23 protein-coding genes and 1 riboswitch are annotated in these 24,060 nt (G+C 64.7%); of the genes, 9 read left to right on the forward strand and 14 right to left on the reverse strand.

The genetic code is table 11. The features are described 5' to 3' along the window. Positions 1-185 precede the first annotated feature (185 nt). Positions 186-1,247: a serine hydrolase gene (locus VGN93_RS15865; protein WP_327508203.1), complete on the reverse strand. Its 1,062-nt coding sequence runs from the start codon at positions 1,245-1,247 to the stop codon at positions 186-188. A gap of 165 nt (positions 1,248-1,412) precedes the next feature. Here VGN93_RS15865 and VGN93_RS15870 point away from each other — a divergent pair, with 165 nt between their 5' ends. Further along, on the forward strand, positions 1,413-2,198 hold the full coding sequence (locus VGN93_RS15870; RefSeq protein ID WP_327508204.1) for a TSUP family transporter: 786 nt from the start codon (positions 1,413-1,415) through the stop codon (positions 2,196-2,198). A 5-nt stretch (positions 2,199-2,203) separates the two neighbouring features. Here VGN93_RS15870 and cobO read toward each other — a convergent pair whose 3' ends face one another. From cobO to VGN93_RS15915, 9 genes are all read right to left on the reverse strand, one after another. After that, the gene (gene cobO, locus VGN93_RS15875) at positions 2,204-2,845 is read right to left on the reverse strand and encodes a cob(I)yrinic acid a,c-diamide adenosyltransferase (RefSeq protein ID WP_327508205.1); all 642 of its coding nucleotides are present in this window, start codon (positions 2,843-2,845) and stop codon (positions 2,204-2,206) included. 1 nt (position 2,846) lies between these two features. Continuing rightward, positions 2,847-3,233: a GFA family protein gene (locus tag VGN93_RS15880; protein WP_327508312.1), complete on the reverse strand. Its 387-nt coding sequence runs from the start codon at positions 3,231-3,233 to the stop codon at positions 2,847-2,849. Beyond that, positions 3,233-7,177, reverse strand: coding sequence for a cobaltochelatase subunit CobN (cobN, locus tag VGN93_RS15885; RefSeq protein ID WP_327508206.1), 3,945 nt, complete (start codon positions 7,175-7,177; stop codon positions 3,233-3,235). The genes VGN93_RS15880 and cobN overlap by 1 nt, the downstream gene beginning before the upstream one ends. 255 nt (positions 7,178-7,432) lie before the next feature. Then, entirely contained in the window at positions 7,433-8,482 is a 1,050-nt protein-coding gene (gene cobW, locus VGN93_RS15890) for a cobalamin biosynthesis protein CobW (RefSeq protein ID WP_327508207.1), read from the reverse strand. A gap of 4 nt (positions 8,483-8,486) precedes the next feature. Beyond that, positions 8,487-9,011 carry a bifunctional adenosylcobinamide kinase/adenosylcobinamide-phosphate guanylyltransferase gene (gene cobU, locus VGN93_RS15895; RefSeq protein WP_327508208.1) on the reverse strand — a complete coding sequence of 175 codons (525 nt, stop codon included), beginning with the start codon at positions 9,009-9,011 and terminating at the stop codon, positions 8,487-8,489. Then, positions 9,008-9,796, reverse strand: a complete 789-nt coding sequence (locus tag VGN93_RS15900) for a CbtA family protein (RefSeq protein WP_327508209.1) — start codon at positions 9,794-9,796, stop codon at positions 9,008-9,010. Before VGN93_RS15900 ends, cobU begins: the two co-directional genes overlap by 4 nt. 12 nt (positions 9,797-9,808) lie before the next feature. After that, positions 9,809-9,985, reverse strand: coding sequence for a CbtB domain-containing protein (locus tag VGN93_RS15905; protein WP_256115483.1), 177 nt, complete (start codon positions 9,983-9,985; stop codon positions 9,809-9,811). Positions 9,986-10,032: 47 nt separating this feature from the next. Beyond that, a riboswitch (cobalamin riboswitch) is annotated at positions 10,033-10,401 on the reverse strand. Between the two features lie 71 nt (positions 10,402-10,472). Beyond that, entirely contained in the window at positions 10,473-12,368 is a 1,896-nt protein-coding gene (locus VGN93_RS15910; protein WP_327508210.1) for a peptidoglycan-binding domain-containing protein, read from the reverse strand. A 141-nt stretch (positions 12,369-12,509) separates the two neighbouring features. Further along, complete coding sequence (locus tag VGN93_RS15915; protein ID WP_327508211.1) at positions 12,510-13,973, reverse strand: cobyric acid synthase; 1,464 nt, start codon at positions 13,971-13,973, stop codon at positions 12,510-12,512. A 234-nt stretch (positions 13,974-14,207) separates the two neighbouring features. Between VGN93_RS15915 and VGN93_RS15920 the strand changes: the two genes are divergently transcribed. From VGN93_RS15920 to VGN93_RS15945, 6 genes are all read left to right on the forward strand, one after another. Then, complete coding sequence (locus tag VGN93_RS15920) at positions 14,208-14,351, forward strand: hypothetical protein (RefSeq protein ID WP_319323364.1); 144 nt, start codon at positions 14,208-14,210, stop codon at positions 14,349-14,351. 775 nt (positions 14,352-15,126) lie between these two features. Further along, positions 15,127-16,125, forward strand: a complete 999-nt coding sequence (locus VGN93_RS15925) for an ABC transporter substrate-binding protein (protein ID WP_319323365.1) — start codon at positions 15,127-15,129, stop codon at positions 16,123-16,125. Positions 16,126-16,381: 256 nt separating this feature from the next. Next, positions 16,382-17,293: a proline/glycine betaine ABC transporter permease gene (locus tag VGN93_RS15930; RefSeq protein WP_319323369.1), complete on the forward strand. Its 912-nt coding sequence runs from the start codon at positions 16,382-16,384 to the stop codon at positions 17,291-17,293. Beyond that, complete coding sequence (locus tag VGN93_RS15935) at positions 17,286-18,329, forward strand: glycine betaine/L-proline ABC transporter ATP-binding protein (RefSeq protein WP_327508212.1); 1,044 nt, start codon at positions 17,286-17,288, stop codon at positions 18,327-18,329. The genes VGN93_RS15930 and VGN93_RS15935 overlap by 8 nt, the downstream gene beginning before the upstream one ends. A gap of 212 nt (positions 18,330-18,541) precedes the next feature. Further along, a complete protein-coding gene (gene bmt, locus VGN93_RS15940; RefSeq protein ID WP_327508213.1) occupies positions 18,542-19,558 on the forward strand; it encodes a betaine--homocysteine S-methyltransferase in 1,017 nt (338 codons plus the stop codon). A 155-nt stretch (positions 19,559-19,713) separates the two neighbouring features. Next, complete coding sequence (locus VGN93_RS15945; protein WP_327508214.1) at positions 19,714-20,091, forward strand: DUF1330 domain-containing protein; 378 nt, start codon at positions 19,714-19,716, stop codon at positions 20,089-20,091. Here VGN93_RS15945 and VGN93_RS15950 read toward each other — a convergent pair. Genes VGN93_RS15950 through VGN93_RS15960 form a run of 3 tightly spaced genes read right to left on the reverse strand, consistent with a single transcriptional unit; the run spans position 20,081 to position 22,387 of the window. Beyond that, positions 20,081-20,560, reverse strand: a complete 480-nt coding sequence (locus VGN93_RS15950; protein ID WP_327508215.1) for a hypothetical protein — start codon at positions 20,558-20,560, stop codon at positions 20,081-20,083. The genes VGN93_RS15945 and VGN93_RS15950 overlap by 11 nt on opposite strands. A gap of 52 nt (positions 20,561-20,612) precedes the next feature. Next, positions 20,613-21,746: a pyridoxal phosphate-dependent aminotransferase gene (locus VGN93_RS15955; RefSeq protein ID WP_327508216.1), complete on the reverse strand. Its 1,134-nt coding sequence runs from the start codon at positions 21,744-21,746 to the stop codon at positions 20,613-20,615. Beyond that, a complete protein-coding gene (locus tag VGN93_RS15960) occupies positions 21,743-22,387 on the reverse strand; it encodes a helix-turn-helix transcriptional regulator (protein ID WP_327508217.1) in 645 nt (214 codons plus the stop codon). The genes VGN93_RS15955 and VGN93_RS15960 overlap by 4 nt, the downstream gene beginning before the upstream one ends. A 127-nt stretch (positions 22,388-22,514) precedes the next feature. Between VGN93_RS15960 and VGN93_RS15965 the strand changes: the two genes are divergently transcribed. Further along, on the forward strand, positions 22,515-22,862 hold the full coding sequence (locus VGN93_RS15965; RefSeq protein WP_327508313.1) for a hypothetical protein: 348 nt from the start codon (positions 22,515-22,517) through the stop codon (positions 22,860-22,862). On the opposite strand, the gene VGN93_RS15970 is transcribed toward VGN93_RS15965, so the two are convergent. Further along, positions 22,847-23,731: a LysR family transcriptional regulator gene (locus VGN93_RS15970; RefSeq protein ID WP_319323387.1), complete on the reverse strand. Its 885-nt coding sequence runs from the start codon at positions 23,729-23,731 to the stop codon at positions 22,847-22,849. The two genes, VGN93_RS15965 and VGN93_RS15970, sit on opposite strands and share 16 nt — an antisense overlap. 100 nt (positions 23,732-23,831) lie before the next feature. Here VGN93_RS15970 and VGN93_RS15975 point away from each other — a divergent pair, with 100 nt between their 5' ends. Next, on the forward strand, positions 23,832-24,047 hold the full coding sequence (locus VGN93_RS15975; RefSeq protein WP_327508218.1) for a hypothetical protein: 216 nt from the start codon (positions 23,832-23,834) through the stop codon (positions 24,045-24,047). The last annotated feature ends 13 nt before the right edge of the window (positions 24,048-24,060 follow it).

Genomic DNA, 24,060 nt, shown 5'->3' on the forward strand with positions numbered 1-24,060 from the left:
AAATTCCACGCGAAAGGGCCCGGCCATGCCGTCTCCGACAGTTCCGGATGAAGCCCCGTCTTGGTCGGCCGCACCGGACACCGCTCGGCCCGCCAGGCGGGCACCGTCGCACCCTCCTTAGTACCGGAGGGCGCAAGACCGGTCAAACCGGATTGCGGCAGCGACGATGCCGGATGCGGCACGCCTCAGATGGTTTGCAGGTTGGCGAGCACGATCTCCCGCCAGATGCGCGTCGGCGACACCCAGGCGTCCGGCGCGTTGTAATTGCCGGAGAAAATGACGCAGGCGAGTTCCGCATCCGGCATCAGCCACAGCCGCTGGCCGCCATTGCCGAAGCCGGCCACCCAGGGCCGCACCTCACCGAAGGCCGGCACGAAGGCCGCGTCCGTGAACCAGAAGCGGCCATAACCGAGCCCGTCATCGGTCGAGACGACCCGGGCACATGATGTCTCGATCCAGCCTTGCGAGACGATCTGCCGGCCGCCGGCGAGGCCATGGTCCAGCACCATCTGGCCGATCCGCAGCAGATCCCCCGGCCGCAGGCGAAGGCCGGATGCGGGGGACGCAACACCGTCCCGCCCGCTCATCCACTCGAAATGCGAGATGCCGAGCGGGGCAAACAGCGCATCGCGGGCAAAATCCTCGATCCTCAGACCCGTTCCACGTTCGATCACCGCGCCCACCAGCGCCGTCGCGCCACCCGAATAGACCCAGCGCGTGCCGGGCGCATGCAGAACCGGTTGCGCCAACACGAAACGATAGCGGTCCGGCGCGTTTTCCATCGCGATTTCGCTGTTCAACGGATCGGCATAGGAGCGGTATTCGTCCCAGTCGAGCCCGAGCGTCATGGTCAGTGCATGATCGATCGTCAGGCCGGCACGCGCCGGATCGGCCGCAAGGTCAGGATATTCCGGAAACTGGGCAAGCAGCGGTGCCTCCGGCGGCGGAACGAGACCGCGATCGAGCGCGATGCCATAAAGCAGGCCGACGACGCTCTTCGTCACCGAGCGCAGGTCATGCAGCGTGCCGGCATCGAAGGCGACGGTGCCGAGCGGCATGCCCCAGCTCTCGTCCGGCGCCGCGCGGTAGTGCTCCAGCACCAGCTTGCCGCGACGGCTGATCAACACGGCATGCACATCACGGATCAGCCCCGACTCGATTCCAGCCAGCAGTTTCCGCTCCAGCCCGGCGGCGAACCCCAGCTCTTCGGCCGCCTCGGTCACCCAAGCGTTCATTGATCCGTCCATGTCGCCTCTCTTTCGCGAGCCCACTCTACACACGAGCAGCCAGCCTGTTTGATCCGCGTTGCGCGCAACGCACAAGAGGTTTGCCGAGGTGAGGCCTTGCTTTTGCCGCGCACTCTGACAGAAGACCGGCCACGCCTCTCCTTCCCGCGCTTCGAGCACCCCCCCTTGGCCGACATCACCCTCCAGATCCTGCTCTTCCTGTTCCTTGCCGCCTTCCTCGCCGGCTTCATCGATTCCATTGCGGGCGGCGGCGGCATGATCACCATTCCCGCCATGCTGATCGCCGGCATTCCGCCGCTCGAATCGCTCGGCACGAACAAGCTGCAATCGCTGTTCGGCTCCGGCTCGGCGACGCTCGCCTATGCCCGCGCCGGCCATGTGCGGCTCGGCGAACAATTGCCGATGGCGGCCATTTCGGCGTTCGGCGCCGTCTTCGGCGCGCTGCTCGCCACCATCGTTCCCGGCGACGTGCTGAAGGCGGCGCTGCCCTTTCTGCTGGTGGCGATCGCCATCTATTTCGGGCTGAAGCCGAATATCGGCGATGTCGACAAACACCGCCGCATGGGCGTCTTCCTCTTCACCGTCACCATCGTGCCGCTGATCGGCTTCTATGACGGCGTCTTCGGCCCGGGCACCGGCTCGTTCTTCATGCTGGCCTTCGTGACGCTCGCCGGCTTCGGCGTGCTGAAGGCGACCGCGCATACGAAACTCCTGAACTTCGGCTCGAATGCCGGCGCCTTCGCCGTCTTCCTGTTCTACGGCGTCGTGCTGTGGAAGGTCGGCCTGGTGATGGGCGCCGGCCAGTTCCTCGGCGCGCAGGTCGGCTCGCGCGTGGCGATGAAGGTCGGCGCGAGGGTCATAAAGCCCCTCCTCGTCATCACCTGCATGGCGCTCGCCACCCGGCTGATGGCCGATCCGAGCCATCCGGTCCGCGTCTGGCTCGGCTGGTAGGTTTTTTAGTACTCGACGCCCTGCTGCGCCTTGATGCCCGAGCGGAAGGGGTGCTTCAAAAGCTCCATCTCGGTCGCAAGGTCGGCGATCTCGATCAGCTCTTCCTTGGCGTTGCGGCCGGTCAGCACCACATGGGTCATATGCGGCTTTTCGGCCTGCAGGAACGCGATCACGTCCTTGACGTCGATATAGTCGTAGCGCAACGCGATGTTGATCTCGTCGAGCAGCACCATGGAGTTACGCTCGTCGCGGATCAGTTCCTTCGCCTTTTCCCACGCCTTTTCCGCCATCGCGATGTCGCGGGCGCGGTCCTGCGTCTCCCAGGTAAAGCCTTCGCCGAGCGTGTAGAACTGGCAGATGTCGGAAAAATGCGCCTCGATCAGATCACGCTCGCCGGTCGCCCAGGCGCCCTTGATGAACTGCACGATGGCGCAGGGCTTCTTGTGCGCGATATGGCGGAAGATCATGCCGAAGCCGGCGGTCGACTTGCCCTTGCCCTTGCCGGTATGGACGATGACGAGCCCCTTCTCGTCCGTCTTCGTCGCCATGATCTTTTCACGCGCGTGCTTCTTCTTCGCCATCTTTTCCGAGTGGCGGGCAAGTTCGGCTTCGCTCATGCCGGCGGTTTCGTCGTGGTTCTCGGTCATGTCAGTCTTCCCGTTTCGGCAGGTCATCCTCGCAATGAAGCCAGTAGACACGCTCGTTCCAATACCAGTGCTGGGTGATCTCGACGCCCGTGGCGTCCTCGAGCGAGGCGACATAGAGGTCAATCTCGCCCGGTCGTCCCTCGGTCTCGAAGCTCATCGGAGAACCGCACCCGTTGCAGAAGCCACGGCTGACGCCGGGCGAGGATGCATAGTGACGAAGCGTGTCGCCGCGAAACGCCACATCAGCGGTCGCGACGCAGAAAAATGTCGTCACCGGCGAGGAGGTGGCGCGCCGGCAGCTCTCGCAGTGACAATGCCCGGTGCGAAGAATATCGCCGGTCACGTCGAACGCCAAAGACCGGCAAAGGCAACGGCCGGTAAGGTTCATCACGATGCTCTCCTCTTTCCGATCCTGTCGAGATCATAGCGCGCCGAATTCGAGCGCGGTGTCCAGAGCCGCCGGTCGATCGCCTCGGCGAAGCGCGCAGCCATCTCGGCGAGCGCCGCCGGGTTCTTCTCCAGCAGGAAATCGCGCACCCGCTCGTCGAGCATATAGGCCTGGTAGGCGGCCTCGAAATGATGGTCCTTCACGGCACCCGTCGTGGCGGCGAAGGCGAACATGAAATCGACCGTCGCGGCGATCTCGAAGGCACCCTTGTAGCCATGGCGCATGACGCCGTCGATCCATTTCGGATTGACCACGCGGGCACGCACGACACGGCCGATCTCGTCTTCCAGCGTGCGCACCACCGGCTTTTCCGGCCGCGACAGGTCGTTGTGGTAGATCACGGGCTGCCTGCCGGAGAGGTGCTCGGCGGCGGCGGCCATGCCGCCCTCGAACTGGTAATATTCGTCGCTGTCCAGCAGGTCGTGCTCGCGACTGTCCTGGTTCTGCACGACGGCTTGCAGGCTCGTCATGCGCGCCTCCAGCCGCTCGCGCATCGGCACGCCGTCGCTTGTCCCGTCATAGGCGTGCGCGCCCCAAGCGAGCCAGGCTTCCGCTAGATCGCCCCGCTCCGTCCAAAGGCCCTCGTCGATCATCGTCTGTAGCCCGGCGCCATAACCACCGGATTTCGCGCCAAAAATGCGGAAACCCGCCTGTTTCATTGCCTCGGCTTCCGACGCGCCCTTTGCGGCCAGCGTTGCAGCCTCGCTGCGCATGCGAGCGGCAATCGGATTGTCCGCATCGTCCTCTTCGAGCGCCCCCACGGCGCGTACGGCCCGGTCGAACAGCGCGATCTGCTCCGGGAAGGCATCCCGGAAGAAGCCGGAAATGCGCAGTGTCACGTCGACGCGCGGATGGCGCAGCATGGCGGGCGGGATGATCTCGAAGCCGGTGACGCGGCGCGAGGCCATGTCCCAGGTCGGCTTCACGCCGATCAGCGCCATGGCCTGCGCGATGTCGTCGCCGCCCGTGCGCATGTTGGAGGTGCCCCAGGCGGTGATGCCGAAGGCCGTCGGCCATTCGCCATGGTCCTGCGCATAGCGGGTGACCAGCAGTTCGGCGGATTTTTTGCCAAGCTCCCAGGCCGCCGGCGTCGGCACGGCGCGGCTGTCGACGGAGTAGAAATTGCGCCCCGTCGGCAGCACGTCCGGCCGCCCGCGCGTCGGTGCACCGGAGGGACCGGGCTCGATGAAGCGGCCGTCGAGGCCGCGCATGAGCGCCGTGATCTCCGCCGCGCCGCAGGCGGCAATGGCGGGGCCGATGGTGCTTTCGATCGTGTCGAGAACGGCGCGGGTGGCGTGCCAATCCTCCGGGCAGGCAAGCGTGCCGTCCACGAGCTTTGCGGCGAGCAGCTCGATGCGCTCCACCGTATCGCCCTTGCTGCGCCATGGAGCGTCGGACTGGGCTTCGAGGCTTTGCGGGCGCGGGCCGGTCCACGGGTCGGAGGGGATGCAGTCTAGCGGGTCGAAGGTGTGACGTGGGGCACCCCCCTCTGCCCTGCCGGGCATCTCCCCCTCAAGGGGGGAGATCGGCAAGGAGTGGGCGCCGACTTCCCCGGCAACACCTGCGCTTATCGCTTCCGTTTGAGAGAAGGACGAAATCTCTCCTCCTTCGATCTCCCCCCTTGAGGGGGAGACGCCCGGCAGGGCAGAGGGGGGTATCGCAAACGCATCCGCCGCGATCGCCCGTTGCAGGCTCGCCTCACCACCCTCGCCGAGGCCTCGCGGCACGCGGGCGAGCGCCACCGTCAGGTCGGTGAGGAGACGTCCCGTCGGCGAAACACCGAAGACGTGCAGGCCGTCGCGGATCTGCATTTCCTTGAGATCGCAGAGATAGGCGTCGAGCTTTTGCAGCGCCGCCTCCTCGCCGTCCGAACGGGCGATGCCAGCGTCCTGGTCGAGGCCGATGTCGCGCACGAGGTCGAGGATCTGCTTCGTCAGCAGCCTGATGCGCCGCGGATCACCGCCCGACGCCTCGTAATATTCGTCGACCAGCGCTTCGAGGTCCTTCAGCGGACCATAGGTCTCGGCGCGGGTGAGCGGCGGCGTCAGGTGGTCGATGATGACGGCGGCGGAGCGGCGCTTGGCCTGCGTGCCCTCGCCCGGATCGTTGACGATGAAGGGATAGAGATGCGGCATGGGGCCGAGCACCGCTTCCGGATAGCAGCTTTCCGACAGCGCCAGCGCCTTGCCCGGCAACCATTCGAGATTGCCGTGTTTGCCCATATGCACGACGGCATGCGCACCATAGTGCCGGCGGAGGAACGCGTAGAAGGCGAGGTACCCATGCGGCGGCACGAGATCCGGCGAATGATACGTGTCCTTCGGATCGATATTGTAGCCGCGCGCCGGCTGGATGCCGACCAGCGTCTCGCCGAAGCGGGCAAGCGGCAGGGCGAAGACGTCACCGGTGACGAAGGAATCGTCTTCCGGCATGCCCCAGCGGTCCGTCATCTCATCCTGAATCTGCTTGGGAAGAGAGCAGAAGAACGCCTTGTAATGATTCACCGAAAGCGTTTCGCGGATTTCCCGGCCGTCGCTGGCGGCATTGGTCGGCCCGGCCATCAGGTGCGCGATCAGCGCGTCGCCATCGGCCGGCAGATCGGCGATCGCATACCCTTCCGCCGCCATGGCGCGCAGCACTTCCATCGTGCCGGCGGGCGTATCGAGCCCGACGCCATTGCCGAGGCGGCCGTCGCGGTTCGGATAGTTGGCCATGACGATGGCGATGCGCCGCTCGGCCGGTTTCGCACGCCTGAGCCGCGCCCAGCCGGCGGCAAGCCGCGCCACGAAACGGATGCGGTCCTCCACGGGATCGAGGCTGACGATATTGGTCTCGACGCGCTCGTCATAGCGCGCGGCCGCCTTGAAGGAGACGGCGCGGCTGAGCACGCGGCCGTCCACCTCCGGCAGCGACACGTTCATGCCGAGATCCCGCGCCGTCAGCCCCTGCCCCGACGCCTCCCAGGCCGCCCGCGACGAGCCGGAGAAGATGGCTTGCAGCACCGGCGCACCGGTCTCGTCGAGCACCGTCGGCTTGCGCCCGGCGCCGGGGGCGGAGACGGCGAAGCTCGTGGCATTCAGCACGACCTCCGGCCGGATTTCGGCGAAGGCCGCCCGCACGGTCTCGATGGAGGCCGGCTCCTTGAGGCTGGAGACGAAGAGCGGCAAGGCGCGCACCCCCTCGGCCGCAAGCGCCTCGATCAGCATTTCGACGGGGCGTGTCTCACCGCTCTGGACGTAGGCACGGTAGAAGGAGATTGCGGCGGTCGGGGGTTCGAGTCCCTCCGGGACCACAACCCCTTTGGATACCTCGCGCCACGTCCCGATATCCACGACACCCCGCCCCGGCCACCAGATGCCGGCCTTTTCCAGCGGTGTCGCGGCATCGGGCTTCTCACCGCCAAAGACCAGGGCGTCGGCATAGGCGAGGAAGCGCTCGGCATTGTCCGCCCCGCCCTCGTTCAGATAGGCCCAAAGACGCTGGCGGTCTTCGCCATCGACGCGGTTGAACGGCACGAGGCCGTCGTCCGGCCGGTCGTCGCCGGGCAGTGCCACAAACGTGATTCCGTTGGCGACCGCCGTCGCCAGCAAGGCTTCGAGCACATAGCGGAAATAGCTGGCGCCGCCGAGCGCGCGGATGACGATGAGCCTGGCGTGGCGCGCCGTGCGATCGATATAGGTATCGACCGACATCGGATGCGAGAGCGTCGCGAGGCTGGCGAGGCGCAGCCGCGTTTGCGTATCCCGCCCGCGATGGGCGGCGGCGATCGCGGCGAGTTCGGTGTCGGCGGCGGAGAGGAAGAGAATGTCGCCCGGCGTCTGGCCAAGGTCGATCGCCTCCTTGCCGTCGGCGATGGTTCCCTTCTGGGCTAGCAGGAGGTGCATGCGGCGCCTCCCGGTTGCCAGCGTGCCGTGACGGTGGATCCTCGGGTCAAGCCCGAGGATGACGGAGGGTGTGGTAGCTGCGGAGCACCTAAAATCACCCCGCAAGAAAACCGCCGCCTGCCAAAGCAAGCCCCGCGATAGACCGACAGCCACCCCTCCCCACCGTCATCCTCGGGCTTGACCCGAGGATCCACCGGCGCGGCAAACCGCGCCCGAAGCGCCGAAGAGAGGGACTGCCGCATCCTCATGCCGAAATCACACCGCCGCGGCGATGGCGGCGCGCACGGCCGCTTCGTCCATGTCGTGCAGGCCGATGACGACGAAGCGGGTGCTGCGGTTTTCGCCCGGGGTCCAGGCGCGCTCGAAATAGCTGTCGATGCGGCTGCCGACGGCCTGGACGAGCAGGCGCAGCGGCTTGCCGGGCACGTCTGCAAAACCCTTGAGGCGCAGCACGTCGTGTTCGGCGATCACGCCCTTGAGGCGCTTGAGGAAGGCAGCCGGCTCGGCAATGGCGGGAAGCTCGACGACGAAACTGTCGAACTCGTCGTGGTCGTGCTCCTCGCCGTTCTCGTGCTCCAGCTCGTGATGCGACTTGCGGTTGGCAATGTCGTCTTCCGTGCCGACGCCGAGGCCGAGCAGCACGGCGGCGGCGACGTCGCCGTTCTTCGCCTCGATCATCGCCGGCTTGCGAACGGTGCGGGATGCGACCTCGTCGCGCACGATCTGGAGACCGGCCGCGTCGATCAGGTCGGTCTTGTTGAGAATGATGAGGTCGGCGGCCGTGAGCTGGTCCTCGAACAGTTCTTCGAGCGGGCTCTCGTGGTCGAGGTTGTCGTCCTCAACGCGCAGCGCATCCACCTTGTCATGGTCGTCGGCAAAGCGGCCGGCGGCGACAGCGGCGCTGTCCACCACGGTGACGACGCCGTCGACCGTCACCTGCGTCTTGATCTCCGGCCAGTTGAAGGCGGCGACGAGCGGCTGCGGCAGCGCAAGGCCGGACGTTTCGATGACGATGTGGTCCGGGCGGTTCTCGCGCTCCAGCAGCTTCGACATGGTGGGGATGAAATCGTCGGCGACGGTGCAGCAGATGCAGCCGTTGGTGAGCTCGATAATGTCGTCCTCGGTGCAGGCTTCCGCGCCGCAGCCCTTCAGCACGTCGCCATCGACGCCGAGATCGCCGAACTCGTTGATGATGAGCGCGATGCGTTTTCCGCCGGCATTCTGGAGCAGGTTGCGGATCAGCGTCGTCTTGCCCGCACCAAGGAAGCCGGTGATGACGGTGGCGGGGATTTTCTGTTGCAGCATAGGCTCAACCCTTCATTTTCAGCGGCAATCCGGCCGCGACGAAATAGACTTCTGGCACGAGGGCGGCGATCTGCTGGTGCAGCCGCCCGGCATGGTCGCGGAATTCGCGCGCCATGCGGTTTTCCGGCACGATGCCGAGGCCGACCTCGTTGGAGACGAAGACCAGCCGGCCCGGCGCCGCCTTGATCGCTTCCGCGAGACCGGCGAATTCGGCGGCCATGTCGCGTTCCTCCAGCATCAGGTTGGTCACCCACAGCGTCAGGCAATCGACGAGCACCGCCCGGTCCTCGCGTGCCACATCCCTGATGCGCGTGGCGAGCGCAAGCGGCTCCTCATGGGTCTGCCAGCCCTCGCCGCGATCCTCGCGGTGTTTGGCGATGCGCTGGCGCATCTCGTCGTCCCATGCCCGGCCGGTGGCGATGTAATGACGCGAAAGGCCGGTCTCGGCGACCAGCCTTTCGGCAAAAGCGGATTTTCCGGAACGCGCACCGCCCAGAACCAGGACGGCTCCGGGCGATGTCGTTGTCATGTGGCCTTGGCGATCTTCTCGTTGGCAAAACCCAGCGAGAGGCCGAGCACGATCCAGAAGAACAGCGTCGTGGCGAGCGCCGCGACGGCGAACTCCGCGCCGAGAACGGCGGGAACATTGCTGGAAATGTCGCTTGGCTGCGGCGCGCCGTAGACCTGCGGCGCCGCAATCAGCACGATGCCGGCGATCTTGGCGACGATCCCGTCCTTGAGGAAGAGCAGATAGAGCCCGGCCGCCGAAAGCACGATGGTCGCAACCCACCAGACCTGACGATCGCCGAGATCGGCGGCCGGGAAGCCCGGAAGTTCCGGCGGCAGGCCGATGGCCGGCAGCATGTGCACGGCAAGCCAGCCGGCAGCCCCCCACAGCGCACCGTTCGCCACCGTGATCGGGTGGCCGGAAACGAGGCTGAAGCCGGCGAGCAGCAGGGCGAAGCCCGAGCCGGTCACCAGGTTTGCGAGCAGCGTGCCGGAGAACCGGCTCATGCCGAACATGATGCCGCCCTCCTCGTGCTCTTCGCCCTCATGGGCATAGGCAACGGAGATCGGCGACAAGGACGAAGCCACGTTCAGAAGGACGGCGCCAAGCGACGAATGCTCCTGCGTCTGGGTGGCGCCATCGGTGGAGGGCGTGGTGCCTTCGGTGGCCGGCGCGGTTTCCCCGCCGCCCTCGAATTCCTCTGCATGGAGAATGAGCGGCACGACTCGCGCCTCCTGGGCGGCTGTCATCAGCACGCCGGAGAACAGCCCGGCCACCAGGGCGGCCAGGAGATAACGGACGATCATGTCAAAAACTCCTTAGTGGCAGGGAAAGCCGTAGGAGTGACGGGTGTCGTGCGCCGTGTCGTGCAGCACGGCCGAATTCGCCAGGCCCGCGCCGAAAACGAGGAAAGCACCGATCAGAAGCGCGAAAACGCCGGCAACAAGGCGGTCGTTTGCGGAAAGGGTAACAGAAGACGTTGAAGAAACAGCCATGACAACCTCCGTGCAGGCGTTGGGGAAGCCCCTCCCCAGGTCGGGCGAAATGCCCTCATCGGCTGGCAGGTCTCCTGGCTCGCGGCGTCGGGCGTTTTTCAACGCCTGCGGAACATTCTCACCTTCCCGGGCAGACGCATCGCAAAAGGGTGGACGATTCGTAGACTGAGAGGCGTCCGGCCCCGGCTTATCGCGATGCCACCCAGTGGCTTTTCCGGCTGGCTCTCCCCGGCGCGGCCTGAAGCACCATTGCTTCCTCCCACACCGGATCCTGCTTTCCGGATGAACGTCCCTCGCCACTCTACAGTCGCGGGGTCGGCCGTGATTGCAGCGCCCTATTTGGGTCCGCCGCGTCACATTCCCATTTACTCCCCGATCCGTTTCCGGATCCGGGAACCATCCAATACTGCGGATGATTATGCTTCCACGCCGCGCAAGTCAATCGATCGGCAGCGGCATCGCCTGTGCTGAAACCGCCGTTGGCATCTCAGTAGCCCGGAATGATCACCAGACCGCCGCCATCGTTGTAGTAGCTGTCGCCACGATAATCGCGCTCTTCGTAGTACCCGTCGACCGGGCCTTCGAGCACGTCGTAGTCCCGCTGGTAGCGGCGCTGGCGGTTCTGCCGGGCCTCGGCATATTGCGCGGCCTGCCGCAGCGCGCGGTATTGCGGACGCGACAGGTAGCCGTCGGCGCGATAGCCGGAAGAGCCCTGCCAGGCGGCGATCGCCGAGCGGGTGCGCGGGCCGAAGACGCCGTCCACGCCATAGGTGTTATAGCCGAGCGCGCTCAGAAAGCGTTGCGCCTGCACGCGAACCGAACGGTCCATATAGGCCTCGCGGGGATCGACGACCGGCCGCTGCTCGACGGCCTGGCGCTCGGTGTCGATGATGGCCGTCTCGGTTTCCTGCTTCGGTTTCACGGCCTCTTCGCGCCTGGTATCGGCAAGGGCTGCGAGCCGTTCGCGGGCATCCCCGACGAAACGACCATTCGGATATTCGTCGAGATAGGCCTGGAACGATTCCCGCGTGCCGCCGAGCACGGCCTTTTCGAACGTGTCTTCCTCGCGCTTCCTGGCATCGGCAGCCTGTTCGATGGCAAGGCCGCGGTCCTTCCGCTCGGCATCCTGCGTTTCGGCTTCGCGGGTGGCCGTCGCGGCCTCACCCGTGTCGGCCTGCTTTTCGGCTGCCGCAGCCTCTTCGGCGCGTTTTTCCGCTTCTTCCGCAAGGCGCGCGGCTTCGGCTGCCTTGGCCTCGGCGTCCGCCGCAGCCCTCGCGGCCTCGGCCTTCAGCTTCTCCACTTCGGCAGCCTTTTCTTCCGCAAGCTTGCGCGCGGCGGCGGCTTCTTCCTGGATGCGCGCCTTTTCTTCGGCGGCGGCCTTCTCGGTCTCGATGCGCTTGGCTTCGGCCTCGCGGCGGGCGGCGGCTTCCTCTTCGGCCCGCGCCTTCTGCGCGGCCGCGGCCTCTTCGGCCTTCTGGCGTTCGGCTTCGGCCTTCAGGCGCGCCGTCTCTTCCGCCTTCGCCTTGTCCGCAGCCGCCTGGGCCTCCGCCTTCAGGCGCTCGGCCTCGGCAGCCTTTTCATCGGCCAGCTTGCGCGCAGCCGCTTCCTTCTGTTCCGCTTCCGCCTTCAGGCGGGCGGCCTCTTCGGTGCGGGCTTTTTCCGCGGCCGCGGCTTCCGCCTTTGCCTTCTCCTCGGCGGCGGCCTTTTCTGCGGCCAGCGCACGGGCGGCGGTTTCTTCTTCCGCCTTCTTCGCCTCGGCTTCCGCCTTCAGGCGCGCTGCTTCCGCATCAGCCTTGGCCTTTTCGGCCTCCGCCGCCTTCTGCGCTTCCTCTTCAGCCTTCTTCGCGTCGGCCTCGGCCTTCAGACGCGCCGTCTCGGCCTCCGCCCTGGCTTTCTCAGCCTCGGCAGCCTTCTGCGCTTCCTCTTCAGCCTTCGCCTTCTCGGCTTCCGCGGTCTTCCGGGCCTCTTCCTCGGCCTTGGCCTTTTCCGCAGCCGCCTGCTCTTCCGCCTTGGCCTTTTCGGCAGCGGCCGCCTGTTCCGCCTTGGCCTTGGCGTCCGCCTCGGCCTGCTCGGTGGAGGTGCCGGTCGTCTGCTTCACCTTGGCGGCGGCCTGCAATTCGGCGATGCGCAGGCGCGCCATCGAGGCGAAAGTGCCGTTCGGATATTGCTTCAGATAGGTTTCGTACTGCGTGAGGTCGCTGCCGGCGGAAACCTTCTGCCAGAGCGAAAACTCCTCTTCCCAGCGTTTTCCGGCACTTCCGGTTTCCTTGCCGGTGGTGGCCTGGGCGAAGGCGATTGCCGGCTGGCCTGCGAGCGTCAGCCCGACGAGGCTTGCAAGGCCGATCCTTACCAGAACGGATCGTGCGAGAGGTCCAGAACCCATAGTCGTCTCACCCTTTCGAAGGCGCTGCGCCCGGCGACCGGGCGGATTTCCATCTGTCCTCGCACCGAATTCTGGCGCAACTTTGGTGCGACAGGCCGGTCGTCACAGGAACCCGATGGCTGAACGTTTCAGGCGCGCGATTTAATCAGCGCTGCCTAAAAGGCGGTCGAGCCAGGCCGGGTCGAGAACGGCCTCCAGCTCCGCCGCGACACCGTCCAGGGCCGCATCGACGCCTGCCCGATAATCGAAGCCGCCGCCCTCGATGCCGAAGTCGGCGAGCAGCCGCGCCCGGTAGGCGTCGCTCGACAGCAGACCGTGCAGATAGGTGCCCGTCACCCGGCCATCCGGCGAGACCGCGCCATCCGCCCGCCCGTCGATGCTGACGGCGGGACGCAGCGCATCCGGCCCGGTGGTGCGGCCGAGGTGGATTTCGTAGCCCTCCAGCGGCACATCATATTGCAGCGAGCGGGCCGTGCTGTTGCGCACGGTCTTTTCCGGCGCCATTTCCGTTTCGACCGCCAGCAGCCCGAGGCCTTGGACCTCGCGCTCGCTGCCCTCGATGCCGAGCGGATCGGTGACGCGGTGACCCAGCATCTGGTAGCCGCCGCAGATGCCGATGACGCGGCCGCCGCGGCGCATATGCATGGCGAGGTCCCTGTCCCAGCCGGCGGCGCGGAAATCGCCGAGGTCGGAAATGGTGGATTTCGAACCGGGCAGCACGACGAGCCCGGCATCGGCCGGAAAACGCTCGCCCGGCCGCACGAAGACGAGATCGACCTGCGGCTCGGCCTTCAGCGGATCGAGATCGTCGAAATTGGCAATGCGGGGCAGCACCGGCACGGCCACCTTCAGGGCCCCGCCGCCGCCCTTGGCGAGCCGCTCCAGCACGACCGAATCCTCGGCCGGCAGGCGCGCAGCGTCCTTCAGCCACGGCACGACGCCGAAACAGGGCCAGCCGGTGAAGCGGCCGATCTCGGTAATCCCGTCGTCGAACAGCGTCACGTCGCCGCGGAACTTGTTGATGAGATAGCCGGTCACCATGCGCCGGTCTTCCGCCGGCAATATGGCGTGCGTGCCGACCAGCGAGGCGATGACGCCGCCGCGATCGATATCGCCGACGAGCACGACCGGCACATTGGCGCGCGTCGCAAAGCCCATATTGGCGATGTCGCCGGCCCGGAGGTTGATTTCCGCCGGCGAGCCCGCGCCTTCGACGACGACGAGATCGGCACCGTCCGAGACGATCCCGAAACTTTCCAGCACCGCATCCATCAGCTTCGGCTTCAGCGCCTGATAGTCCCGCCCCTTCGCCTGCCCGAACACTTTTCCCTGCACGATGATCTGACTGCCGACGTCGGATTGCGGCTTCAGCAGCACCGGGTTCATGTGCACGGAGGACGGGACGCGGGCCGCGAGCGATTGCAGCCATTGCGCCCGGCCGATCTCGCCGCCATCGGCGGAAACGGCGGCGTTGTTCGACATGTTCTGCGGCTTGAACGGGCGCACCCTGAGGCCGCGGTTTGCGGCGATGCGGCAGAGCCCCGCCACCAATACCGTTTTTCCGACATCGGAGCCGGTTCCCTGCAGCATGATCGTTCTTGTCATGCCTCCCCCCTAGCATTCCGCTCCGTCGCCGAAAAGCCCTGACTTACCGCAATTCCGGAGCGACGGCAGATGCAATTGCGCAACAGAACGCCATGCAATTCGAGCATGGCAGATCTGCTGTTCATTCTGCGACATTTTGCGCCGTGAACGATCGTGACTTTCGCCCCGGACATGCCTATATCCACGTCATCACACAGCCGAGGCGAGTGGCTTCGGGTTTCAAGGACAAAGACCATGCTGTTCATCTTCAGCAAGCCGAATTTCGTACAGATCGCCTGGAACGGCGAAGCCCCCCGGAGCCAGTCCCGCGTGCGCAACGTCGTCATGGACGCGCCACTCGGTCCGCTTGGCTTCATCCGCACGCGCTCCGTCGGCTGATTGTTTCGAGCGCGACGTCAGGTCCGCTCGCATGGAACGTCGCCTCTCTCCGGGAGGCGGCGTTTTTTATGGATTTTTGCTTTTTGAACGTGCCGCCAGAACGGCGAAAGCCGTGCATCCCGTTAAGTGATGCACGGCTTGCCAGATACGCATGGCGGCTTCCGACAAATACGCATCGGAGCCAAGGCACTCCGGTACGCTAGACCTTTCCGGAGCGGACGGCGGTGTCCCCCGCCATGTCCAAAGCAATAGCGGCACATCCTTACCGGACCGTTATCGGGAGCTTAAGCAAAGATGAATCGCGACTTTTTTTGAAAAATCGCAAAATATTTTTTGCAAGCTCAAAGCGGCGCATACGGGACAGGATATGTCCGCATCCAACGACCATCGCGCGCAACCGGGCAATCGACCCCGCGGACATTTGCCCCGATGCGAGCAAACGCTCATTTTTTCCACCACAGGGTTGCCGGTTTTTCAGCATCTTGCCCGCCCGCCGGGCCGCAACCGGCAGCGGACGGACGCGCAGGAGGTTGATTTCTCAATGAGAACCCGTAGGCTACCCCTGTGACGGACGAGGATACGACGCCGGTGACAGGGTTCCGCCGGCGGACCAGAAAAAAGCTCGACGTCGTTGCAGCAGGGGGATTTGGCTCGCCTCACCTGGCATCGAACCTCCATGGCTGCCGTAAAACTTTCGGGCAGACGGGACAACGCAGTAGCCTGCGCTGCCTTCCGGGTTGATCGCTGCATCCAAGACTGGGAGGTCTTAAAACTCATGAAGAAGCTCCTTGCTTCCACTATCCTCGCTGCCGGCCTCTACGGCTTTGCCGGTGCCGCACAGGCGGCCGATTGCGGTGAAGTCTCGATCGCCGAAATGAACTGGGCGTCTGCCGGCGTTGCCGCGCATGTCGACAAGCTCATCCTCGAAAACGGCTACGGCTGCACGGTCACGCTGGTGACCGGCGACACCATGCCGACCTTCACCTCGATGAACGAAAAGGGCGAGCCGGACGTCGCACCCGAAATGTGGGTGAATGCCGTGCGCACACCGCTCGACGCGGCCATCGGCGAAGGCCGGCTGATCCAGCTCGCTCCCCTTCTCTCGGAAGGCGGCGTCGAAGGCTGGTGGATTCCGAAATTCTTTGCCGACGCCCATCCGGACATCAAGACCGTTCAGGACGCGCTGAAGCATCCGGACCTCTTCCCGGCGCCGGAAGACGCCTCGAAGGGCGCCGTGCACAATTGCCCGTCGGGCTGGAACTGCCAGGTGTCGACCGCCAACCTCTACAAGGCGCTGAACGCCGATGCCGACGGCTTCGAACTGGTCGACACGGGCTCGGCGGCCGGCCTCGACGGCTCGATCGCCAACGCCTTCGAAAAGAAGGCCGGCTGGCTCGGCTACTACTGGGCACCGACCGCCATCCTCGGCAAGTACGAGATGACGCGCCTCTCCTTCGGCGTCGAACACAACAAGGCCGACTGGGATGCCTGCACGGCGGTTCCGGACTGCCCCGATCCGAAGGTCAACTCCTACCCGACCTCGGACGTCTTCACCGTCGTGACCAAGTCCTTCTCCGAAAAGGCCGGCGTCGCGATGGACTATATGAAGACCCGCCAGTGGGACAACGGCACGGTCGGCAAGGTTCTCGCCTGGATGACCGACAACCAGGGCACGAACGAGGATGCTGCGAAGTACTTCCTCGAAAACTATCCGGACATGTGGACCAAGTGGGTCGCCCCGGACGTCGCGGAGAAGGTCAAGGCCGCTCTCTGACGCACCATCGCCGGCAGCCCTCCCCGGCTGCCGGCCTTTCGCGACCTGAACGAGGACGCTGGCTTTTTGCCTGACGCCCGCCCAAGAAACTGCAGAGGTCGCAAACAGCACAGTATCAAGCGGCAGTTCGTGCGAAGACGGACTGCAAGCCGGGAACCAGAACAAGAATATCCCTGTGCGCACCGTCCCGTTCGCAATTGCAAACTCGTTTCATTGCGATGCGGGACAATAACTTCCGGTAGAAGAGGGGAAAAGGATGGCAGGCATATGCGAATTTTTGCCAGGCTTTCTATGCAAGTTTCCGGCCTTCAGTGACGCCAGCGTCCGCGCGGCACGAAAAGTCATCGACGACGGCTTCAAGGGCCTCGTCAGAGAATATGTGAACATTATCGATGCAATGGTGCAGCCATTGCAGTTGTTCCTGAACTATCTCGAACGGCTGTTCGTCAGCTCACCCTGGCCGATCATCCTGATCATCATGGTGGCGATCGTCTATTACGGCAGCCGAAACATGAAGATTACCATCGGCACCGCGCTCTCGATGCTTGCCATCGGCCTTCTCGGCCTGTGGAACGACACGATGGTGACGCTCGCCATGGTGACGGTCTGTACGATGATCGCGATCATCGTCGGCATACCGATCGGCATCGTCATGGCGCGCTCCGACCGGGTGCAGTCCTTCGTCAACCCGGTGCTCGACGTGATGCAGACGATGCCGAGCTTCGTCTATCTCATCCCCGTCGTCATGATCTTCGGCATCGGCAAGGTGCCCGGGCTGATCGCGGTCGTCATCTACGCCGTGCCGCCGATGATCCGCCTTACAAACCTGGGCATCAGGCTCGTCGACAAGGAGGTTCTGGAGGCGGCGGATGCCTTCGGCTCCTCCGGTTGGCAGAAGCTCAAGAACGTGCAGATGCCGCTCGCCCTTCCCACCATCATGGCCGGCATCAACCAGACCATCATGATGTCGCTCGCCATGGTGGTCGTCGCCTCGATGGTCGGTGTGGGCGGTCTCGGCAAGAACGTGCTGCAGGCCATCAACAACCAGTTCTTCACGGTCGGGTTCCTCAACGGGTTCGCGCTCGTGGCCATCGCCATCATTTTCGACCGTACGAGCCAGGCCTATGGCAGACGGCTGCAGAAGCATTCGGAGGTAATTCATGGTTAGTCATGCAATCGAGGTCCGCAATCTCTACAAGATCTTCGGACCCCGCGGCGGCGACCATGTCGATGCCGTCAAGAACGGCATGGGCAAGGCCGAACTGAACCAGAAATACGGCCATGTGCTGGGCCTGCGCGACATCAACATCTCCATGCCGGCGGGCGGCATCATGGTGGTGATGGGCCTGTCGGGCTCCGGCAAGTCGACCCTGATCCGCCACATCAACCGGCTGATCGACCCGACCGCGGGCGAAGTGCTCTACGACGGCGTCGACGTCTGCAAGATGAGCGAGAACGATCTTCGCGAATTCCGCCGCCACAAGACGGCGATGGTGTTCCAGAAGTTCGCGCTGCTGCCGCACCGCACCGTTCTGGAAAACACCGTCTACGGCTTGGAAATCCAGGGCGTCGGCGCTGCCGACCGTGAAAAACGGGCAAAGCAGTGGATCGAGCGCGTCGGCCTTGCCGGCTTCGAGAACCACTACCCGAACCAGCTTTCGGGCGGCATGCAGCAGCGCGTCGGCCTTGCCCGGGCGCTGACCAACGATGCCGACATCCTGCTGATGGACGAAGCCTATTCGGCGCTCGACCCGCTGATCCGCGTCGACATGCAGACCGTGCTTCTCGATCTCCAGAAGGAACTCAAGAAGACCGTCGTCTTCATCACGCACGATCTCGACGAGGCGCTGCGCCTCGGCGACAAGATCGCCATCCTGCGCGATGGTCTGGTCGTGCAGCAGGGCACCGGCCAGGAAATCGTGCTGAACCCGGCCGACGAATACATCACCGCCTTCGTCAAGGAAGTGAACCGCGGCCGCGTGGTGAATGTCGAGACGATCATGGCACCGCTATCCGGCAACCCGGAAGGCATGCCGATCGTCAAGGGAACCGTGCTGGAAGTCGCGGCCCGCGCCATGACCGCCGTCAACCAGACGCTCGCCCATGTCGTCGACGAAACCGGCAAGCCGATCGGCGCCCTCAGCCTCAGCGCCATCATCTCCAGCATGGTGACGCCGACGAGCCACGAGGCGAAGGCGGCCTGAAGCACGCCTCTCCTCCGTCATCCTCGGGCTTGACCCGAGGATCCACGTCCGCAGCGTGCCGGTGGATGGATGGTCGGGTCAAGCCCGACCATGACGAGGTGAGGTATTGTTTTTTTGAGCGCCCTCGCGGGCGCTCTTTTCTTTTGCCGTCGACACGATTGCAATCACATAAAGAAATCTTTATATGATGCGACAAACAGAAGGATATGCCGATGACCGCGACGAACCCGCTTGCCGAGCTTCTTGCCGAAAAGCCCTTCCTGCTTGCCGATGGCGCAACCGGGACCTCGCTCTTCGCCATGGGCCTCGAAGCCGGGGAAGCGCCTGAGCTTTGGAACGAGGCCAAGCCGGAAAACATCACCAAGCTCCACCAGGACTTCGTCGATGCCGGCGCGGACATCATCCTCACCAACACGTTTGGCGGCACGCGTCATCGCCTGAAACTGCACCACGCGCAGGACCGCGTCTTCGACCTCAACAGGAAGGCCGCCGAGATCGCCCGCGCCGTCGCCGACAAGGCCGATCGCAAGGTCATCGTCGCCGGCTCCGTCGGCCCGACGGGGGAATTGCTCGTGCCGCTCGGCGCGATGACCTATGACGACGCCGTCGCCGCCTTCGTCGAACAGATCGAGGGCCTGAAGGCCGGCGGCGCCGATGTCGCCTGGATCGAGACCATGTCGTCGCCGGAAGAGATTCGCGCCGCGGCCGAAGGTGCGGCCAAGGTCGGTATGCCTTTCGTCTATACCGGTTCGTTCGACACCGCCGGCAAGACCATGATGGGCCTTCACCCGAAGGACATCCACGGCGTTGCCGGCGATATCGGCGAAGGCCCGCTCGCGGTCGGCGCCAATTGCGGCGTCGGCGCCTCCGACATCCTCTCCTCGCTGCTCGACATGACCGGCGCCGACCCGTCGGCGACCGTCGTCGTCAAGGGCAATTGCGGCATTCCGGAATTTCGCGGCTCGGAAATCTATTATTCCGGCACGCCGCCGCTGATGGCCGAATATGCGCGGCTTGCCCGCGATGCCGGCGCCCGCATCATCGGCGGTTGCTGCGGCACGTCCTGCGAGCACCTCGCCGCCATGCGGGTGGCGCTCGACGCGCACGAGCCGCGCGAACGCCCGGCGCTTGAAACGATCATCGAGCGGATCGGCCCGCTGCGCAACAAGACCGCCGACGAAAGCGCCGCCCAGCCGGCCCGCGAACGCAGCAGCCGCCGCCGCGGCTAATTGCTCACTAGCGCGATATCACAAGCCGCCCCGGCCAACGCCGCGGGCGGCTTTTTCTTGCGCGTAGGCCTTGGCATTACCTGAAAGGTAATCGATCCGCCGCACCCGACTGCCTAGATTGCCTGTCAACTAAACCCGTTCACAGGAGAAACCCGATGACCACCTACGCTCTCGCCCACCTGCACAATGTCACGATGGGTCCGCAGATCGTCGCCTATCTGGAGGGGATCGACGCCACCATGGCGCCCTTCGGTGGCAAGTTCGTGATCCATGGCGACGGCAACAAACGCGTGCTCGAAGGCAGCTTCGCCGGCGACGTGATCATGCTGTCGTTCCCGACGCGCAAGGACGCTGAAGGCTGGTACACCTCCGAGGCCTACCGCGCGATCCTGCCGCTACGCACGCTGAATTCGGTGGGCGACGTGCTGCTGATCGACGGCGTCGACGCTGATCATAAAGCGACCGACATTCTGAAGAAGGAACCTGCTCCCAGGAGCACAGCAATTGGCGAGGGAAAACCCATTAATTCATAATGATGCTGGTTCCGTCGTCGTAGGTGAAAGATCGATGACATACCCACGCCTCCAGCTGTTTGGCCGGAATCGCCAGGAGCCTCTCTCGATAAGCTCTGTGCTTTACCGCGATGCGGAGTTTTGTGGGGACCGTAGCGGTAATCGACTGGTTTGAAAGCGATATTCCGACACCGTGAGCGCCTCCCTCGTCGGGCAATGCAAATTGGAGCGTGCCGTTGAATTGCGTCACCGCATCGGGCCGCACCTTCATATCCCGGACGAAGGCAGAATCCGTATTCATTATCACCCAGACATCTGCGTAGACTTGGCCGGAAGGATCCTTTCCAAGCACCTTGTCGACAACCCGTAGCACCGGCACATGGCGCCCGACGCCGCATTGCTTAAACTCCTTGGATGACGCAGATGAGAGCGATGCCAAGAGCGCGAGCAAAACAATAGCGGATGAGAGAAAACCTGCTTTTGTGGCCAATCCCTGTCTCCATTCGGCTGTGGCGAAGCTTACCCTGCGGTAACTGACGCGCTCAAGCCCCCGACAAGAACGCCCGCCACGCGTCGAGCCCGGCATCGATGTTGCGCCGCCCGACGCCGACGCGAAAGCGGTCCATCGGTACGGGCAGGAGGTCGGAGACATAAAGGGTGGAGGGCAGAAGCAGCACGCCCCTTTCCTCCACCAGCCGCCGGCAATGCTCTTCCACGCCGTCCTTGCCGAGATACCGCGGAAACGCGACGCAGCCGCCATCCGGCGCGGCCCATTCGTAAAGATGCGGAAAATCCGCGAAGAAACCACCGAGCTTTGCCATGTTTTCCGCGCAGAGCACGCGGTTGCGGGCGAAGATCGTCTCGCGCGCCTTGATGGCGATGCCGGCCAGTACTTCGGAAGGCCGCGCATTGCAGATGGAAAGGTAGTGTTTCATCTTCTCCATGCGCGACAGCAGCGCGTGGTCGCGGCAGGCGATCCAGCCGATGCGCAGGCCCGGCAGGCCATAGGCCTTCGACATCACGTTGAGCGAAATGCCCTTGTCGAACAGGTCCGCCGCCTGCGGCAGGCGTTTGGCCCCATCGATCTCCAGCCCGCAATAGACTTCGTCGGAGAAGAGATGGATGCCGCGTTCGGCGCAGAGTTCGGCGAGGCCGCGGAAAATATCCTGGTCGGCAATGGTGCCTGTCGGGTTGTTCGGGAAATTGACAGCAATGAGCCTGGTTTCGGGCCGGAGTGCCGCGCGCACCTCGTCGAGATCGAGCTGCCAGCGGTTTTCCGGCCGCAGCGCCACACCCGTGACATTGCCGGTGATGGTCACCGGCATGGTCTCCATCGACTGGTAGTTCGGCACGGTGACGATGGCGTGGTCGCCCGGCGAAAGCAAAGCCAGCATGGCGCAATAAAGCCCCTCCTCCGCCCCGGCGAAGGTCAGGATATCGGCACCGGAAAGCGTGTCATAGGTGGTGGCGATCGTTTCGCGCAGCGCCGGCGCACCCCAGGTCTCGGTATAGCCGAGCGAGACGCGCTCCCATGTCTCCAGGTCTTCCGGGCCGGCCAGAGCCAGCAGGTCGGACATGGTCATCGTCTCGGCGTCGCTCGCCGTCATGTGGTGGCGCGCCTTGAACTCCCAGCGCGAAAAATGGGTTTCGAGGCGGAAATCCGGCAGCGTGGTCACGATGTCCTGTCCTTCTGGCTGCGCCGGGCATCGGCGAGATAATTGTAGATCGAGGCGCGCGAGGTGCCGATAAGGGAGGCCAGGTGATCGACGGCGTTGCGCGTCTGGAACAGGCCGCGGCTGTCGAGGGCCCCGACGAGCGCCACCCGGTCGCCCTTCTTGAGCGCCGTTAGCGCCAGGCCGCGGCTGCGCAGCCAGTCGTGCAGCGCCGTGTTGATCTCCTCCCGCCAGTCGCCGGCAAAAAGCGAGGGCGGGCGTGGCGCCACCACCCCGGAAAAAGCCGCCAGCAGTTTCGAAGCCGCGTCGAAATGCGAGACGTCCATGTTGATGCAGAGAAGGCCGATCGCCTGGCCGTGATCGTCCTTCAGCACGGCCGTCACCGATTTCAACCGCCGCCCGTCCTCGCCGGTCTTTTCATAGGGACCGTAGACGCCCGCTTCCCCCGCCCCTTCCAGCGCCTCCTCGACGAGCGATTCCACGCCCGCCTTGCGGCCGGAAAAGGCATTCCAGATCCCGGCGATCAGGCCCGTTTCGAGATCGTGCAGCACGATTTCGGCATGCGGATAGAACAGGGTCGAGATGGCCGCGGCCGTGGCACTGTGCTGGCGAAGCAGCGTATCGGCGTTTGATGAGTCGAACATGGCGGCAAACAATCCGATCATGGATATTTTGTCAATATTGGATTTTTCATCCAAACTTACCCCGCAGGCTTGCGACCGGTTTTTCGGCGGCCTATCCAGAGGCGACACGATTCTCTGGGGGATGACGATGAGCGCGGACCTTGCAGCCTTTCCGGACCGGCAGACCGTGGCCGACAAGCTTGCGGGCCTCGGCGAGGCCGACCAGGCCTATCTTCGCCTGCTGATGGAAAACGCCAAGCAGGACGAGAACCTGCTGGAGGGGCTGGCGTTGCATCTTGACCACGCCGCCACCGCGCGTTTCCTCAACACGCTTAAGCTGGAAAAGCTCGGCGAATGGCTTGGAACCGTTGCCCCGGCGCGCCTGCAAGTGCGGCTGACGGAAACCGCCCGTTCCAGCCAGCACGCCACCTATGCCGCCTTCCGCGCGGGGCTGACCCGCTCCGGCGGCCTGGAACGGGCTTACCCGAAAGCCTGATTCGCCGCGGCCGCGACCGGGCCGAAAGATTTGCGCAGCATGTCCGCCATGCCGTCGATCGCCGGCCCGCCGCGCCGCGGATTGCGCTTCAGCACGACACGCGAGGAATCGATCGACGGAAAGCCATCGGCGCCGGTGAGTTCGCGCGCGCCCGGCGGGATATTGCTGCGCGAGAGCGGCGCGATCGCGAGGCCGCTTGCAACGGCCGAGCACAAGCCCCCTCTGGTATCGCACGTATAGGCGATGCGATACGGGATCGTATGTTGCTCCAGCGAACGCAACGCAAAATCCCGGCACCAGTTTGATTGCCAGTAGACGGCGACGGGCACGGGGCGTTCGAGATGGCGCTTGTGCGCGACGGAGGCCACCCAGACGGTGGGATCGATTGCCAGGATCTCGCCGGACGTGCCTTCGCACCAGTCGAAGATGACGGCGAGGTCAATTTCGTCGGCCTCCAAAGCCTCCATCTGCTGTTCCGTGTAGCCGCAAAACACCGTCACCTCGGTACCCGGATGGATTTCGGCGAAGGCGGCGAGCGCATTGGGCAGGACGGTCTGGTTGTACTCTTCCGGGATGCCGACCCGCACCGGCCCGTCGAGCGGCGCCGTGCGCATGGCCGCCGTCGTCTCGTCGACCAGACCGACGATGCGCCGCGCATAAGGCAGAAGCCGCTTGCCCTCCAGCGAAAGCGCGACACCGCGCGGGCCCCGCTCGAAAAGCGTCGCGCCGACCGAATCCTCCAGCTTGCGTATCTGCATGCTGACGGCGGATTGCGTGCGTCCGAGCCTCTCGGCCGCATGGGTGACATTGCCGGCCTGCGCCACGGCAACGAAAATTCTGAGCAGATCGCTTTCGAGGGGTGGATACATGGCGCCATCGCTTTTTCTGATGCCAGCCATAATCGCTATTCGTTTGTGAAATGTCTAGCGCTTTGCTTGGCTCTCTCCGGAAAATGGAAGGGCGAAGGCGATGAATATCTTTCGGGCGCTGGTCAAGGGACTGAAAACATGGGCCGACAATTACCGCCAGGTCCGGGCGCAACGGGATTCCTTGCGGCTGATCATGGCGCGCAAGGACGAGCATTTGCTACGCGATGTCGGGCTGACGCTGCATGAGGCCGAATCGATCGGCCCTCCCCGCGGGGGGAAGGGCCGAAGCGACACGGGGCGTGACCGGAGGGACTGATAGCAGCCACTCC

It is taken from the genome of Shinella sp. (genome assembly GCF_035998705.1).
GTDB lineage: Bacteria > Pseudomonadota > Alphaproteobacteria > Rhizobiales > Rhizobiaceae > Shinella.

Coding starts and splice junctions, on each gene's coding strand:
- VGN93_RS15865 (WP_327508203.1), bottom strand. CDS start 1,247: ATGGACGGATCAATGAACGCTTGGGTGACCGAGGCGGCCGAAGAGCTG.
- cobO (WP_327508205.1), bottom strand. CDS start 2,845: ATGACCGAGAACCACGACGAAACCGCCGGCATGAGCGAAGCCGAACTT.
- VGN93_RS15880 (WP_327508312.1), bottom strand. CDS start 3,233: ATGAACCTTACCGGCCGTTGCCTTTGCCGGTCTTTGGCGTTCGACGTG.
- cobN (WP_327508206.1), bottom strand. CDS start 7,177: ATGCACCTCCTGCTAGCCCAGAAGGGAACCATCGCCGACGGCAAGGAG.
- cobW (WP_327508207.1), bottom strand. CDS start 8,482: ATGCTGCAACAGAAAATCCCCGCCACCGTCATCACCGGCTTCCTTGGT.
- cobU (WP_327508208.1), bottom strand. CDS start 9,011: ATGACAACGACATCGCCCGGAGCCGTCCTGGTTCTGGGCGGTGCGCGT.
- VGN93_RS15900 (WP_327508209.1), bottom strand. CDS start 9,796: ATGATCGTCCGTTATCTCCTGGCCGCCCTGGTGGCCGGGCTGTTCTCC.
- VGN93_RS15905 (WP_256115483.1), bottom strand. CDS start 9,985: ATGGCTGTTTCTTCAACGTCTTCTGTTACCCTTTCCGCAAACGACCGC.
- VGN93_RS15910 (WP_327508210.1), bottom strand. CDS start 12,368: ATGGGTTCTGGACCTCTCGCACGATCCGTTCTGGTAAGGATCGGCCTT.
- VGN93_RS15915 (WP_327508211.1), bottom strand. CDS start 13,973: ATGACAAGAACGATCATGCTGCAGGGAACCGGCTCCGATGTCGGAAAA.
- VGN93_RS15920 (WP_319323364.1), top strand. CDS start 14,208: ATGCTGTTCATCTTCAGCAAGCCGAATTTCGTACAGATCGCCTGGAAC.
- VGN93_RS15925 (WP_319323365.1), top strand. CDS start 15,127: ATGAAGAAGCTCCTTGCTTCCACTATCCTCGCTGCCGGCCTCTACGGC.
- VGN93_RS15930 (WP_319323369.1), top strand. CDS start 16,382: ATGGCAGGCATATGCGAATTTTTGCCAGGCTTTCTATGCAAGTTTCCG.
- VGN93_RS15935 (WP_327508212.1), top strand. CDS start 17,286: ATGGTTAGTCATGCAATCGAGGTCCGCAATCTCTACAAGATCTTCGGA.
- bmt (WP_327508213.1), top strand. CDS start 18,542: ATGACCGCGACGAACCCGCTTGCCGAGCTTCTTGCCGAAAAGCCCTTC.
- VGN93_RS15945 (WP_327508214.1), top strand. CDS start 19,714: ATGACCACCTACGCTCTCGCCCACCTGCACAATGTCACGATGGGTCCG.
- VGN93_RS15960 (WP_327508217.1), bottom strand. CDS start 22,387: ATGTTCGACTCATCAAACGCCGATACGCTGCTTCGCCAGCACAGTGCC.
- VGN93_RS15965 (WP_327508313.1), top strand. CDS start 22,515: ATGAGCGCGGACCTTGCAGCCTTTCCGGACCGGCAGACCGTGGCCGAC.
- VGN93_RS15970 (WP_319323387.1), bottom strand. CDS start 23,731: ATGTATCCACCCCTCGAAAGCGATCTGCTCAGAATTTTCGTTGCCGTG.
- VGN93_RS15975 (WP_327508218.1), top strand. CDS start 23,832: ATGAATATCTTTCGGGCGCTGGTCAAGGGACTGAAAACATGGGCCGAC.